This window comes from Aliivibrio fischeri (assembly GCF_009727955.1).
Classification (GTDB): domain Bacteria; phylum Pseudomonadota; class Gammaproteobacteria; order Enterobacterales; family Vibrionaceae; genus Aliivibrio; species Aliivibrio fischeri_A.
The window spans coordinates 65,568-80,920 of sequence record NZ_WOBR01000008.1; the positions used below are offsets into that span (position 1 = coordinate 65,568).

The 15,353-nt window shown below is 39.7% G+C and carries 14 protein-coding genes; 3 read left to right on the top strand and 11 right to left on the bottom strand.

The window, feature by feature from the left end; translation table 11 throughout:
- Positions 1-103: 103 nt before the first annotated feature.
- The 6 genes from GNP81_RS12110 to rpsB form a co-directional block, all read right to left on the bottom strand.
- A complete protein-coding gene (locus GNP81_RS12110; protein WP_005420549.1) occupies positions 104-943 on the bottom strand; it encodes a phosphatidate cytidylyltransferase in 840 nt (279 codons plus the stop codon).
- A gap of 3 nt (positions 944-946) precedes the next feature.
- On the bottom strand, positions 947-1,708 hold the full coding sequence (locus tag GNP81_RS12115) for an isoprenyl transferase (protein WP_373863493.1): 762 nt from the start codon (positions 1,706-1,708) through the stop codon (positions 947-949).
- Between the two features lie 133 nt (positions 1,709-1,841).
- Positions 1,842-2,399, bottom strand: a complete 558-nt coding sequence (frr, locus tag GNP81_RS12120) for a ribosome recycling factor (RefSeq protein ID WP_146866388.1) — start codon at positions 2,397-2,399, stop codon at positions 1,842-1,844.
- 35 nt (positions 2,400-2,434) lie between these two features.
- A complete protein-coding gene (pyrH, locus tag GNP81_RS12125; RefSeq protein ID WP_005420555.1) occupies positions 2,435-3,166 on the bottom strand; it encodes a UMP kinase in 732 nt (243 codons plus the stop codon).
- Positions 3,167-3,318: 152 nt separating this feature from the next.
- Positions 3,319-4,164 (bottom strand): translation elongation factor Ts, encoded by an 846-nt coding sequence (gene tsf / locus GNP81_RS12130; RefSeq protein WP_005420557.1) that lies wholly within the window; start codon positions 4,162-4,164, stop codon positions 3,319-3,321.
- A gap of 133 nt (positions 4,165-4,297) precedes the next feature.
- A complete protein-coding gene (gene rpsB, locus GNP81_RS12135) occupies positions 4,298-5,026 on the bottom strand; it encodes a 30S ribosomal protein S2 (protein WP_005420558.1) in 729 nt (242 codons plus the stop codon).
- A 359-nt stretch (positions 5,027-5,385) separates the two neighbouring features.
- Between rpsB and map the strand changes: the two genes are divergently transcribed.
- From map to GNP81_RS12150, 3 genes are all read left to right on the top strand, one after another.
- The gene (gene map, locus GNP81_RS12140) at positions 5,386-6,213 is read left to right on the top strand and encodes a type I methionyl aminopeptidase (protein WP_005420560.1); all 828 of its coding nucleotides are present in this window, start codon (positions 5,386-5,388) and stop codon (positions 6,211-6,213) included.
- 59 nt (positions 6,214-6,272) lie between these two features.
- Positions 6,273-8,894: a bifunctional uridylyltransferase/uridylyl-removing protein GlnD gene (gene glnD, locus GNP81_RS12145; protein WP_155669797.1), complete on the top strand. Its 2,622-nt coding sequence runs from the start codon at positions 6,273-6,275 to the stop codon at positions 8,892-8,894.
- A 139-nt stretch (positions 8,895-9,033) separates the two neighbouring features.
- Complete coding sequence (locus GNP81_RS12150; protein ID WP_005420564.1) at positions 9,034-9,414, top strand: DUF3461 family protein; 381 nt, start codon at positions 9,034-9,036, stop codon at positions 9,412-9,414.
- Between the two features lie 67 nt (positions 9,415-9,481).
- On the opposite strand, the gene secF is transcribed toward GNP81_RS12150, so the two are convergent.
- The 5 genes from secF to queA form a co-directional block, all read right to left on the bottom strand.
- Positions 9,482-10,432, bottom strand: coding sequence for a protein translocase subunit SecF (gene secF, locus GNP81_RS12155; protein WP_005420566.1), 951 nt, complete (start codon positions 10,430-10,432; stop codon positions 9,482-9,484).
- Between the two features lie 12 nt (positions 10,433-10,444).
- Positions 10,445-12,301 carry a protein translocase subunit SecD gene (gene secD / locus GNP81_RS12160; protein WP_146866382.1) on the bottom strand — a complete coding sequence of 619 codons (1,857 nt, stop codon included), beginning with the start codon at positions 12,299-12,301 and terminating at the stop codon, positions 10,445-10,447.
- A 53-nt stretch (positions 12,302-12,354) separates the two neighbouring features.
- The gene (gene yajC / locus GNP81_RS12165) at positions 12,355-12,690 is read right to left on the bottom strand and encodes a preprotein translocase subunit YajC (protein ID WP_005420568.1); all 336 of its coding nucleotides are present in this window, start codon (positions 12,688-12,690) and stop codon (positions 12,355-12,357) included.
- Positions 12,691-12,784: 94 nt separating this feature from the next.
- Entirely contained in the window at positions 12,785-13,912 is a 1,128-nt protein-coding gene (tgt, locus tag GNP81_RS12170; protein WP_005420569.1) for a tRNA guanosine(34) transglycosylase Tgt, read from the bottom strand.
- A gap of 212 nt (positions 13,913-14,124) precedes the next feature.
- Positions 14,125-15,177, bottom strand: a complete 1,053-nt coding sequence (gene queA, locus GNP81_RS12175) for a tRNA preQ1(34) S-adenosylmethionine ribosyltransferase-isomerase QueA (protein ID WP_012534037.1) — start codon at positions 15,175-15,177, stop codon at positions 14,125-14,127.
- Positions 15,178-15,353: the final 176 nt, after the last annotated feature.

Here is a 15,353-nt window from a genome sequence, read left to right on the forward strand (position 1 = left end):
GAAATGACCATGGTGGTTTAAAGATAGAAAAACGGCAGATAATCCTATCTACCGCATAACTTAAAAATGGATACAGTATTTGACGTCAAATACCTAATATCAGCTAGAAGAAATATAAAAAAGCAAAAACAGGGAAAGCTGCTGTTAAGCTGTCAATGCGATCTAAAATACCGCCATGACCAGGAATAATCGTACCACTGTCTTTTATTCCTGATGCTCGCTTAAACATACTTTCTACTAAGTCACCTAAAACAGAGATGATAATTGTTGCAATAAAAATGCCTAGCATTGACGATGTACTTTCAAATTGAATATTGAATGCACTTGCTGCCCCCCAACCAATAATGATTGCGGTAATCACACCACCAATAAGGCCTTCAATGGTTTTATTTGGGCTAACTGCTGGTGACATTTTACGCTTACCAAATGACTTACCAGCAAAATAAGCACCACTATCTGCTGCCCATACTAATAAACAAACGAGTAATACAAGTTTAGCGCCATAATAGCTATCTAACATATAGTGATCAGCTCGAAGTAATAAAATACTCCATAGGAAAGGAATCATGGTTAGCCAACCGAAAATATGCTTTAAAGGTAAGTTGCTATGCCATAATTTTTTGCTGTTTGGGAAAGTAAGTACTAACCCCGATGCAATTAACCACCATGTAAAACCAACTAATAGTATTATTTGATGTTCATTACTAGGTATTGTCAGTTCTAACGTTGATGTTGGAAGAAAAAACAGAGACGCTGCTAAGACAGCAACAGAAGGGATAATAGCTAAATAGCGAGATTTTGATTCTGTAAACTGAGTCCACTCCCAGAATCCAACCAATGTAATTGCTGTGATAGCAATTAAGAACCCTTGCATTGGCAACATGAAGATCCCTGCAATAACAAGGGGCGCCAAAATAAGAGCAGTAATAATACGCTGTTTCAAACTTTATTGATCCTTTTCGTTCATTAGAGCTTGGATTTGTTCACCAGTACAACCAAATCGTCTTTCTCGACTAACAAACCAAGCAACAGCGTCAGCTAAGCTCTGTTCATTAAAATCAGGCCAATATTGGTCAGTGAAATAGAACTCAGCATAAGCCATTTGCCACAACATAAAGTTGCTGATACGACATTCACCGCTAGTTCTAATCATCAAATCCACTTCAGGCAAATCTGACATAGTCAGTTTAGATGCGATAAGATTCTCATCAATATCATCTGCCTGTAAATTGCCTCGTTCCACTTGATATGCGAGGCGGCGTACTGCTTGTGTAATATCCCATTTGCCGCCATAGTTTGCGGCAACGTTTAGTACTAACCCTGTATTTTCAGAAGTTAATGTTTCCGCTTCAACAATTTTCTTCTGAAGGCGAGAACTAAACTGAGATGTTTCACCAATTATACGCAATTGAATATTATTTTTATGAAGACGTTTTACTTCACGAGAAAGCACCGTGATAAACAACTCCATTAGAACACTTACTTCTTCTTCAGGTCGACGCCAATTCTCACTACTAAAAGCAAAAAGTGTTATGGCATTGATCCCAAGCTTACTGGCTGCTGAAATGGTTTTTCTTACCGCATCAACACCCGCTTTATGACCAAATACACGAGGTTTTCCCTGAGCCTTAGCCCAACGTCCATTACCATCCATAATTACCGCAATATGCTTAGGTAATACTTCTAATGATAAAAACTCGTTATTAATTTGACTGGTCATATAACTCCCTTAAAAATAAAAGCGCTGATGTCTCCACCCAGCGCTTCTTATGGTGTTCGTCGCCGACATCATATCATTAATTTAATGAAAAGATCAGTGAGAACAATGAGCATGAAAGCAATTATACTTCCATTAACTCTTTTTCTTTTACTGCAAGTACTTCATCAATACTCTTAACAGCAGCATCTGTTAATTTTTGAATCTCATCTTGTGCACGACGATCATCATCTTCAGAAATTTCTTTATCTTTAAGAAGAGCTTTCACATCACCATTAGCATCACGACGGATATTACGAACAGCTACACGGCCATTTTCAGCTTCGCCACGAACAATCTTAACTAGGTCTTTACGACGCTCTTCTGTTAGCGGTGGAAGTGGTACACGGATTACTGTACCCGCTGACATTGGATTTAGACCAAGATCTGACATCATGATTGCTTTTTCAACAAGACCAGCAAGCTCTTTATCGAAAACCGTAATTGCAAGAGTACGAGAATCTTCAGCTACAACGTTAGCAACTTGATTTAGAGGTGTTTTTGCACCGTAGTATTCAACTGAAATACCAGATAGAAGACTTGGGTGAGCACGACCTGTACGAACTTTTAACAGGTTATTTTTCAGTGCTTCAACACTTTTTTCCATACGCTCTTGCGCATCTTTTTTAATTTCGTTAATCACAAGATCACCTTGATTATTTTTGATTCGTAGGAGAATTATTCAGCGTTGCTGATCAGTGTGCCTTCAGTTTCACCCATAACTACACGACGTAATGCACCAGGCTTGTTCATGTTAAATACACGAATAGGCATGTTGTGGTCACGAGCAAGAGTAAACGCTGCTAAGTCCATCACTTTTAATTCTTTTTCAAGAACGCTGTTGTAAGACAGTTTATCATACAATTCTGCATCAGGGTTAGATACTGGATCAGCAGTAAATACACCATCTACTTTTGTTGCTTTTAAAACAACATCAGCTTCAATTTCAATACCACGTAGACATGCAGCAGAGTCTGTTGTGAAGAATGGGTTACCTGTACCAGCAGAGAAAATAACAACACGGCCTTGACGTAATTGAGCGATAGCATCAGCCCAGTTGTAATCGTCACACACACCTTTAAGAGGGATAGCTGACATTACTCGAGCATTTACGTATGCACGGTGTAGTGCATCACGCATCGCTAAGCCATTCATTACAGTAGCTAGCATACCCATGTGATCACCTACTACACGGTTCATGCCTGCTTCTGCAAGACCTGCACCACGGAAAAGGTTACCACCACCGATAACAACACCAACTTGAACACCAAGCTCGATCAACTCTTTTACTTCTTGAGCCATACGATCAAGCGTTGCAGGGTCAATACCAAAACCCTCTTCGCCTTGAAGTGCTTCACCACTAAGTTTTAATAGAATACGCTGATATACTGGTTTCGGGTTCGTCGTCATGGATTTTACCTTTTCACTAGAGTTGTCAAAATAACGGTCACCATTTAGTACTGGATTATTTTCTATTAATAATTCAATAGTAAAAGGTAACAGCTATTCACAAAAAGACCGCAGCATAGCCACGGTCTCTTTCAGTTACAATACAGAAGGGATTAACCTTTTTGTACTGCAGCTACTTCATCAGCAAAGCTCATTTCTGCAGCTTTCTCGATACCTTCACCAACTTCTAGACGTACGAAGTTAGATACTGAAGCGCCTTTCTCTTTAAGAATTTCAGCAACAGTTTTCTTAGGTTCCATGATGAAAGCTTGGCCTGTTAGAGAAACTTCGCCCGTGAATTTCTTCATACGGCCGATAACCATTTTCTCAGCGATTTCTTGAGGCTTGCCTTCGTTCATAGCGATTTCAACTTGAACAGCTTTTTCTTTTTCTACTACGTCAGCAGGTACGTCAGATGGGTTAACGTACTCAGGCTTAGAAGCAGCAACGTGCATAGCGATGTGCTTAAGAGTTTCAGCATCACCTTCACCAGCTACAACAACACCGATTTTCTCGCCGTGACGGTAAGAAGCTAGTGCAGAACCAGCAACGTATTGTACGCGACGGATGTTGATGTTTTCACCGATTTTAGCTACTAGAGCAACACGAGTTTCTTCGAATTGTGCTTGAAGTTCTTCAACAGTCGCTTGAGAAGCAACAGCTGCAGCAGCAACTTCTGCAGCGAATGCTGTGAAGTTAGCATCTTTAGCAACGAAATCAGTTTGACAGTTAACTTCAAGAAGAGCAGCAACGCCGTTTTCTTCTTTGATGATGATTGCGCCTTCAGCAGCAACGTTACCTGCTTTTTTAGCAGCTTTAGCAGCGCCAGATTTACGCATGTTTTCGATCGCTAGTTCGATATCAGCGTTCGCTTCAACTAGCGCTTTTTTACATTCCATCATGCCAGCGCCAGTGCGCTCACGAAGTTCTTTTACAAGAGCAGCAGTTACAGTTGCCATTCTCAATTCCTCAATTTAATTGGTGGAGTTAAAAATCAGGGGCCAAATTGGGCCCCTGCTAACTATTTCAGTTTACTACGAAACGAAAAGACTCACTAGGAGCAAATAATAATTTCGACGAATCGAAAAAATATTATTCAGCTTCTACGAAACCGTCTTTTTCAGCTACAGCTGCAACGTCTTGGTTACGACCAGACTTAACAGCGTCAGCAGCAGCGTTCAGGTAAAGTTGGATAGCGCGGATTGCGTCATCGTTACCTGGGATAATGTAGTCAACACCGTCTGGGTTTGAGTTAGTATCAACAACAGCAAATACTGGGATACCTAGGTTGTTTGCTTCTTTAATAGCGATGTGTTCGTGATCAGCATCGATAACAAATAACGCGTCTGGAAGACCGTTCATGTTTTTGATACCGCCTAGAGATTTCTCTAGTTTTTCCATATCACGTGTACGCATTAGCGCTTCTTTCTTAGTTAGTTTCTCAAAAGTACCGTCTTGAGATTGAACTTCGAAGTCTTTTAGACGCTTGATAGATTGACGAACAGTTTTGTAGTTAGTAAGCATGCCACCTAACCAACGGTTGTTCACGTAGAACTGGTCGCTGTTGATTGCAGCTTCTTTAACAGCTTCAGATGCAGCGCGCTTAGTACCAACGAAAAGTACTTTACCTTTTTTGCTACCGATTTTAGCAAGTTCTGCTAAAGCTTCGTTAAACATTGGTACAGTTTGCTCTAGGTTGATGATATGAACTTTGTTACGAGCACCAAAGATGAATGGCTTCATTTTTGGGTTCCAGTAACGAGTTTGGTGACCGAAGTGAACACCAGCTTTAAGCATATCGCGCATTGATACAGTTGCCATTTTGAGAATTCCTCTGTTAAATGGGGTTAAGCCTCCACATACCCCGCTAATAATCCGACTCTAATTTAAGATTAGACAATCAAAAAAATGAGCACCCCGGACTGCGTGTCGGTATGTGTGTGATTTAAAATAAAAGTATAGTTGGTATTGAGAACAACAAATTGTTCATCAATCCGGCGCGCTTTATACCATAAAAACGCTGTTAAAATCCACTATTTTTCTCTTATAACTCATTTTTAAAGGATCATTTTACTGATCTAGGTATTCCCATCACCTTATAATTGAAAGATACAGGCCGCCTAGGTAAACTTAGATACATTATCGTTTAATACGATTTAATTTTAGATAGAGAAAAGCCCATGTCAGTAAAGATTAAAAACGCTGCAGAAATTGAAAAAATGCGCGTAGCCGGCCAATTAGCCGCTGAAGTACTTGAAATGATTGAACCTTATGTGAAAGCAGGGGTAACAACAGAAGAACTTGATCAAATTTGTCACAAGCACATTACTGAAGTTCAAGGCGCAATCCCTGCTCCGTTAAATTACCATGGTTTCCCTAAATCTATCTGTACGTCAATTAACCACATTGTTTGTCATGGTATTCCTGCATCACAAGATGAGCAATACAATGGTTTTGTAAAACCTGCTGTATTAAAAGACGGTGACATCCTGAATATTGATATCACAGTAATCAAAGACGGTTACCATGGTGATACTTCTAAGATGTTCTTAGTTGGTGATGTAAGTCCTACAGATAAACGCCTGTGTCTAATTGCACAAGAAAGTTTATATGTTGGTATGCGTAAAGTTAAACCGGGTGTAAAACTGGGTGAAATTGGTACTGCTATCCAAAAATACATCAAAGGTACAACACCAAAATGTTCTATCGTACGTGATTACTGTGGGCATGGTATTGGTTCTGAATTCCATGAAGAACCACAAGTTGTTCATTACAAAAACAGCGATCGTACTGTATTAAAAGCAGGTATGACATTTACTATTGAGCCAATGATCAACTTAGGTAAATTCGGCTGTCTTCAAGACGACAACGATGGTTGGACGGTATACACAGGCGACGGTAAAAATACCGCTCAATGGGAACACACTATTTTAGTAACCGAAACGGGTTGTGAAGTGTTAACGTTACGTGCTGAAGAAACCATTCCTCGTCACATGAATAACAAATAATAAAACACCAAATAAACAGAAGGCTTCGGTCTTCTGTTTTTTTATCAGCAAGGATTGCTATGAAATACCTATCTCCCCTATCCTTATCCGATACTCAGCTTAATATTACCGAATTAAAGCAACAACTTACCCTTTTTTCTCAATATCAAATTAATGCTTTTCATCAACACAAAGCCGTTTCAGATTTAGTACTTGAACGATCTCACTATTTTGATCAATTACTCTCTCGACTGTGGCATTTTTTTAAATTTGATGAAATAGCAAATACATCCTTGATCGCTGTCGGTGGTTATGGACGGAGTGAACTTCATCCTCTTTCAGATATTGATATTCTCATTTTAACTGAGAACAATACCAATGATGCATTTTGTCAAAAAGTAAGTGAGTTAGTCACTCTACTTTGGGACTTAAAATTAGAAATTGGCCATAGTGTTCGTTCTATATCAGAGTGTATAGAAATAGGAAAAAATGATTTAACTGTAGCAACTAACTTACAAGAAGCGCGCTACATTTGTGGTAATAAAGAACTGTCCCACCAACTCAAATTAAAAATACATTCAGACAGTTTCTGGCCAAGTGAGTCGTTTTATCAAGCTAAAATTGACGAACAGAAAAAACGTCACAGCCGTTACCATGACACTACATACAACTTAGAACCTGACATAAAATCAAGTCCTGGGGGACTGAGAGACATTCATACCCTAGGCTGGATTGCTCGACGCCACTTCGGAGCAACTTCCCTACTAGAGATGAGTCAAGCTGGTTTCTTAACCGATGCGGAATATCGTGAATTATTAGAATGCCAAGAGTTTTTATGGCGTGTTCGCTTTGCGTTGCATATTGAACTGAAGCGATACGACAATCGACTCACCTTTGGTCATCAAGCTTCTGTCGCAGAGCATTTAGGTTTTATTGGTGAAGGAAATCGCGGTGTAGAGCGTATGATGAAAGAGTTCTATCGAACTTTACGCCGTGTTGCCGAGCTCAATAGCATGTTGCTGAAAATTTTTGACCAAGCGATCCTTCATCAAGGAGAGCAAGATGATGCCATTATCATAGATGATGACTTCCAACGCCGTGGACGATTAATTGAAGCTCGAAAACCAGCTCTATTTCAAGCTCGTCCAGACACTATATTAGACATGTTTTTATTAATGGCGAATGACTCTACCATTGACGGAGTTGCTCCACCTACAATGCGTCAATTACGAACGGCTCGACGTCGCCTAAACCGTTTTTTATGTGAAATACCAGAAGCCAAAGAAAAATTTCTACAATTAACTCAACATCCAAACGCATTAAATAATGCTTTTAGCTCAATGCATAAATTAGGGGTTCTTTCCGCTTACTTACCTCAATGGAGCCATATTGTAGGGCAAATGCAGTTTGATTTATTTCATGCTTATACGGTTGATGAGCACAGCATTCGCCTGCTTAAACATATTAATAAATTTTCAGATACCGCAAACCGAGAGAAACACCCAATTTGTTGTGAAATCTTTCCTAAAATCATGAAAAAAGAGTTACTTATCATAGCAGCCATTTTTCATGATATAGCAAAAGGCCGTGGGGGTGATCACTCTGAATTAGGTGCTGTAGATGCCTATGATTTTTGTATTAGCCATGGACTATCAAAACCGGAAGCCAACTTAGTTTCTTGGTTAGTAAAAAGTCATCTGTTAATGTCCGTAACAGCACAACGACGTGATATTTACGATCCTGATGTTATTACTGAGTTTGCAAAACAAGTTAGAGATGAAGAACGTTTAGATTATTTAGTCTGCTTAACCGTTGCTGATATTTGTGCTACTAATCCTGATTTATGGAACAGCTGGAAACGATCGCTTATTGCTGATTTATACAATGCAACTCAACGAGCACTTAGAAGAGGTCTAGAAAACCCGCCAGACTTACGTGATCGCATTCGTCATAATCAACAAATGGCTTCAGCACAGCTTCGTAGTGAAGGTTTCACACAATGGGAAGTCGATGCTCTGTGGCGTCGATTCAAAGCAGACTATTTTTTACGTCATACTCATAAACAAATTGCATGGCATGCTAGCCACCTTCTTCGTCATCAAGATAAAGAAAAATCATTAATACTCATCAGTAAAAACGCCTCTCGTGGAGGTACTGAAATTTTTGTTTATAGTAAAGATCAGCCGCACCTCTTTGCTACTGTAGCAGCAGAGTTAGATAGACGCAGTATCACTATTTATGATGCACAAGTCATGTCCAGCAAAGATGGCTATGCACTCGACACCTTTATGGTACTTGACCAAAATGATGATCCTATTGATGAAGAGCGACAACAAAAGTTAATTGACCAACTTTACGACGTTAAATTAAATAACCAAGCGACACACATTAAAACCCGTCGTCCCCCACGCCAACTGCAACATTTCAATGTAAAAACTCGCATGGAGTTTTTACCAACTAAAACAGGTAAAAGGACGTTAATGGAGTTTGTTGCTTTAGATACTCCGGGGTTATTAGCAACGGTTGGAGCTACATTTGCTCAATTAGGTATCAATTTACATGCAGCTAAAATCACAACAATTGGTGAACGAGCAGAGGATTTGTTCATCCTGACATCTGATGTTGGCGGCCGACTTGATGATGAAAAACAGGCAGAGCTTGAATTAGCATTAGTTAAAAATGTAGCGAGATTAAGCTCATAATACGAATAACTAAAAACAATAAATGGGATGGATAAGATCCATCCCACAACTTTCATTCACAACAGTTGTGATATCGGCTCTCATCGTTAATGCTCATTTAGAGGAATCTGATAACTATATAATAATATTGGAGTAAGCCATGTACCCACACCTTGTTAGCCTTGGAATTTCTGAACCAGAAAAAATTGAACGTTATTCTCTACGACAAGAAGCCCATAAAGACATATTGAAGATCTATTTTTCTAAGCAGAAAGGTGAACTCTTTGCTAAAAGCGTAAAATTCAAATACCCTCGCCAAGTTAAAAATGTGCTTGTAGATAGTGGTAGCCATCGTTATAAAGAAACCACTGAAATCAATCGAAATTTAACGCTTATCATTGATGAATTAAACAAAATTACTCGCCCAGAAAAAGAGACTCCCACCGACGTGAAGAAGAAAATTCTAAAAGATTTAAGGCATTTAGAAAAAGTGGTAGCGAGCAAAATAGAAGAAATAGAAAAAGATTTAGAGAAACTTTAAAGCTTTTAGTAGACATAAAAAAATGGACCTAATGGTCCATTTTTATTATATAGTTAACAAAGTACCATTAAGGCATCTGTTCAAACTCTTCTTCACCTTCTTTATCAATAGGCGTTGGCATTAGGTGTTCACGAGTGATACCTAATTTCAGAGCCAATGCTGATGCTACATAGATAGAAGAATATGTACCTATAGTGATACCTAACAGCAATGCAAGAGCAAAACCGTGGATCATTGCACCACCTTGAGTGAATAGTGCGATAACAACAAATAGCGTCGTTGCTGATGTAATTAATGTACGACTTAATGTTTGAGTAATCGCATCATTAATAATGTCATTAGAATCACCCTTACGCATTTTCAAGAAGTTTTCACGAATACGGTCAAATACAACAATGGTATCATTCAAAGAATAACCCACCACCGTTAATAGCGCCGCGATGATCGTCAAATCGACTTCAATTTGTAAAAAAGAGAAAATACCTAACGTAATAATGATATCGTGCGCCAAAGCAAGTACCGCACCAGCAGCTAAACGCCATTGGAAACGCATCGAAACATAAGCCAAGATACATAACAGAGAAACTAGGATAGCTAAACCACCCGCTTCGGTAAGTTCATCACCCACATTTGGACCAACGAACTCAATACGACGCATCTCTACTTGCTCACCAGTACCTTCTTTAATTGCACTGATGATTTGGTTACCTAGCTCTTCACCTTTTACGTTTTCACGAGGTTGAAGACGAACGATAACATCACGTGCAGTACCAAAGTTTTGAACCGTAGCATCACCAAAACCTTTCGCTTCTAATGCACTACGAATATCTGGTAATTGTGCAGGCTGTTCAAAGCCAACTTCAATCAGTGTTCCACCCGTGAAGTCTAAACCCCAGTTTAGCCACTTTGTCGATAACGTTGCGATAGAAGCAACAATCATCAGCATTGAAAAGAAGAAGGCAGCTTTAGACCAACGCATGAAGTCGATCGTTTTCTCTGCTTTCATTAATTGAAACATAATAATGAGTCCTTAGATCGACAGCTTGTCTACGCGCTTACCGCCGTAAACTAAGTTAATCACACAACGAGTACCTACAATCGCAGTAAACATTGACGTTAAAATACCGATAGATAACGTAACAGCGAAACCTTTAATTGCACCAGTACCAACAGCAAACAAGATAATAGCAGTAATCAGGGTTGTGATGTTCGCATCGGCAATCGTACTGAAGGCATTTGCATAACCTTGGTGAATTGCTTGTTGTGGATTACGTCCATCACGCAACTCTTCTCGAATACGCTCGAAAATAAGTACGTTAGCATCGACCGCCATACCAACCGTTAATACGATACCGGCAATACCAGGAAGCGTCATTGTAGCGCCTGGAATCATCGACATAACACCAATAATTAATACCAAGTTTGCCATTAAAGCTAAGTTTGCAACAAGACCAAAACCACGATAATAAACTAGGGTAAAGATCATTACAGCAACCATACCCCAAATACACGCTTGAATACCCATATCGATATTCTGTTGACCCATTGATGGACCAATCGTACGTTCTTCAACAATCGAGATAGGTGCAATTAGAGCACCAGCACGAAGTAGAAGTGCTAAGTTATGAGCTTCAGCTTGAGAATCAATACCAGTAATACGGAAACTACGACCAAGAGCGGATTGAATCGTTGCTTGGTTAATCACTTCTTCTGTCTTAGAAAGAATAACGCGACCTTCCGGTGTACGACGACCACTGTCTTTGTACTCTGTAAATACCGTTGCCATTAGCTTACCGATATTTTTACGAGAGAACGCAGTCATCTTGCTACCACCTTCACTATCTAGCGAGATGTTTACTTGAGGACGACCATATTCATCAGCACTTGAGCTTGCATCTGTAATGCTTGCACCACCAAGAATAATACGTTTTTTAAGAACAACAGGACGACCATTACGATCTTCTTTGATCTCACTACCAGCAGGAGCTCGACCGTTTGCTGCTGCAGCTAAATCCGCTTTATCATCCACTTCACGGAACTCAAGTGTCGCTGTCGCACCTAGAATTTCTTTAGCACGCGCTGTATCTTGAACACCCGGTAGCTCAACAACAATACGACTTGCGCCTTGACGTTGAACCAATGGTTCAGCAACACCTAATTCATTAACACGGTTACGAATGATCGTGATGTTTTGTTCAACGGCGTAATTACGAATTTCTTGTAAACGCTGCTCAGTAAACGTTGCAATTAACTTAAATTGACCGTTTGACTCTGACTCAACAAATGTCATATCACGGTGAGCATCAGATAATACTTTTTTCGCTTCAGCTAATTGCTCTTCGCTGCGAAGAACCACTTCTACGGAATCTTTACCTGAGTCACGAATTGCGCGGTAACGGATCTTAGCTTCACGAAGATCAGTACGGAATGATTCTTCTTGCTGACCAATCAACTTGCTCATTGCCGCATCCATATCCACTTCCATTAAGAAGTGAACACCACCACGTAAATCAAGACCAAGCTTCATTGGTGCAGCACCAATAGAGGTTAGCCAGTCAGGAGTTAACGGGGCAAGGTTTAATGCAACAACGTAATCTTTACCTAAAGACTCATTAATAATATCACGAGCACTGATTTGAGAATCAGTATCGTTAAATCGAACAAGAACAGAGCCATTTTCAAATGCAATTGACTTATAATCGATGTCATTGTTCTTTAAATTTTCAGCGACAACATCCAGCGTAGAGGTTTGAACCTCTGTACCACGGCTACCCGTGATTTGAACTGCTGGATCTTCACCATAAAGGTTTGGAAGTGCATAGAGAGCTGAGATAAGTAGTACAGAAACTACCATCAAATACTTCCATAAAGGGAAACGGTTTAGCACAGCGATGTCCTTAACGAAAAATACCCCCTAACCGAAGTTAGAGGGTACAGTTTTTATAGTGATTTCAGAGTGCCCTTTGGCAGAACAGCTGAAACAAAATCTTTCTTAATTGTTACTTCGTTGTTTGCGTTAAGCTCAATTACGATGTAATCATTTTCTTCAGATACCTTAGTGATTTTACCCACTAAACCACCTGCTGTAAGAACTTCATCACCTTTGCCCATAGAAGCCATTAGGTTTTTGTGTTCTTTTTGACGTTTCGCTTGTGGGCGATAAATCATAAAGTAGAAGATAACAGCAAACATACCAAGCATGATAAACATTTGCATACCACCGCCTTGTGGCGCTGCTTCACCAGCTGCGTGAGCTTGAGAGATGAAAAAACTCATTTAATAACGTCCTCGTATCTAAGTTTCTAATTTCCAGTTTCTAAAATGTGACCATACACATATCCCATTAGATATATGGGTGATTACTCTGTTTTTAAAGGTCTTTTAATGGTGGAACTTCACGATCGCGACGTGCGTAGAATTCTTCTACGAATTGTTCAAAACGATCTTCTTCCAACGCCTTACGAATGCTCGCCATAATACGTTGGTAGTAACGTAAGTTATGAATCGTATTTAAACGAGCACCTAAAATTTCATTACAACGGTCTAAGTGATGTAGGTAAGACTTGCTGTAGTTTTGACAAGTATAACAATCACACTCAGGATCTAGTGGTGTTGTATCTGTTTTATGTTTCGCATTACGGATCTTGATCACACCGCCAGTCACAAATAAGTGACCGTTACGAGCGTTACGCGTTGGCATAACACAATCAAACATATCAATACCACGACGAACGCCTTCAACCAAATCTTCTGGTTTACCAACACCCATTAGGTATCGTGGCTTATCTTCTGGTAATTGTGGACATGTATGCTCTAAAATGCGGTGCATGTCTTCTTTTGGTTCACCAACAGCTAGGCCACCTACAGCATAACCATCAAAACCAATCTTAGTTAATGCTTCAACAGAAACATCACGTAAATCTTCGTACACGCCGCCTTGAACAATACCAAACAATGCATTCGGGTTTTCTTGGCGATCAAACTCGTTACGGCTACGCTCAGCCCAACGAATTGAACGTTCCATTGAGATACGTGCTTCATCGTGAGTTGCAGGGTATGGAGTACATTCATCAAAAATCATCACCACATCAGAACCAAGATCGTATTGGATTTGCATTGATTTCTCAGCATCCATAAAGATCTTGTCACCGTTTACAGGGCTACGGAAATGAACACCCTCTTCAGTGATCTTACGTGTTTTACCAAGGCTAAATACTTGGAAACCACCTGAATCCGTTAAGATTGGGCCTTTCCAGTTCATGAAGTCATGTAAATCACCGTGTAATTTCATGATTTCTTGACCAGGACGTAACCATAAATGGAACGTGTTACCTAGTAGTATTTCAGCACCAGTACCTTTTACTTCTTCAGGAGTCATACCTTTCACTGTACCGTAAGTACCTACAGGCATGAACGCAGGAGTTTCAACCGTACCACGGTCAAATTGAAGTTGACCACGACGTGCGCGACCTTGTTTTTTGATCAGTTCGTATTTCACGAAACCTCCAATAAGCCAGAGAAACAATCTGACGACTTGTTTAATTTGCTACATTAATAATGGATTAATGCAGCACCTCCATGAAAACAGTTAAAGCAGTTAACATGGTCGAAAACGTCCTGTTTTCCTAAATATTTCACTGGCTCCGTGAGTGAAATGAATATGTTATTTAACCAGTAATAATAAACCGAACATTACTGAAATAGACATTACTATGCTGTTTTCTTTGTGATGAACATTGCATCACCGTAGCTAAAGAAACGATATTTATTATTTACCGCTTGCTCATAAGCTTTCATTGTATTGTCATAACCTGCAAATGCACTCACTAACATGATAAGTGTAGACTCAGGTAAGTGGAAGTTTGTCACCAAAGCGTCAACCACTTGAAATTCATAACCAGGGTAGATAAAGATTTCAGTATCATCAAAAAATGGCGCTAACTCTGTACCTTGTTTTAATGCATGCTGCGCAGCACTTTCTAAAGAACGCACAGACGTAGTACCAACAGAAACTACTCGGCCACCACGTGCTTTTGTTGCATTAATCGCATCAATTACTTCTTGAGAAACTTCTGCATATTCAGAGTGCATGTGGTGCTCTAAAATATTATCAACACGAACAGGTTGGAATGTACCAGCACCAACATGAAGGGTAACGTAGGCGAATTCTACCCCTTTTGCCTTCATTTTCTCTAAAATCTCTGTATCAAAGTGTAAACCTGCGGTTGGAGCAGCAACTGCACCCGGTTTTTTATTATAAACCGTCTGATAACGCTCTTTATCCGCATCTTCATCAGGACGATCAATATAAGGAGGAAGCGGCATGTGGCCAATTTCATCCAAAATATCTAAAACTTTTTTATCTGAAGTAAAACGGATCTCAAACAAAGTATCATGACGAGCAACCATTTCAGCTTCATGCTCTTGGTTTTCACCCAATAAAAGCATTGTGCCTGGTTTTGGAGATTTAGAACAACGAACATGAGCTAACACTGAATGTTCATCCAATACACGTTCAACCAACACTTCTAATTTACCACCAGAGGCTTTCATTCCAAACATACGAGCAGGGATTACACGCGTATTGTTGAATACCAATAAGTCACCAGCCTGAACTAAATCAAGAATATCAGTAAACTGCCCATCATTGAGTTCTCCACTATTACCATTTAATTGTAATAGTCGGCTTGCTGTACGCTCAGGTTGAGGGTAACGTGCAATAAGTTCATCAGGTAATTCAAAATGGAAATCGGATACTTGCATGGTTTACTTCTTCATCAAAAATGGCAGACAGAGTAGTATATTCACGCCCAGAGCAATAGCAAGGGATGAAGCTATATACCTCTCACTTTTTCAAAAAATATATCAAAATTGACCTCAAACAGAGAAAGTCGCATCAGTCTCTTTATGTCGTAAAAAATCTAGCTAGCTCGCACTTT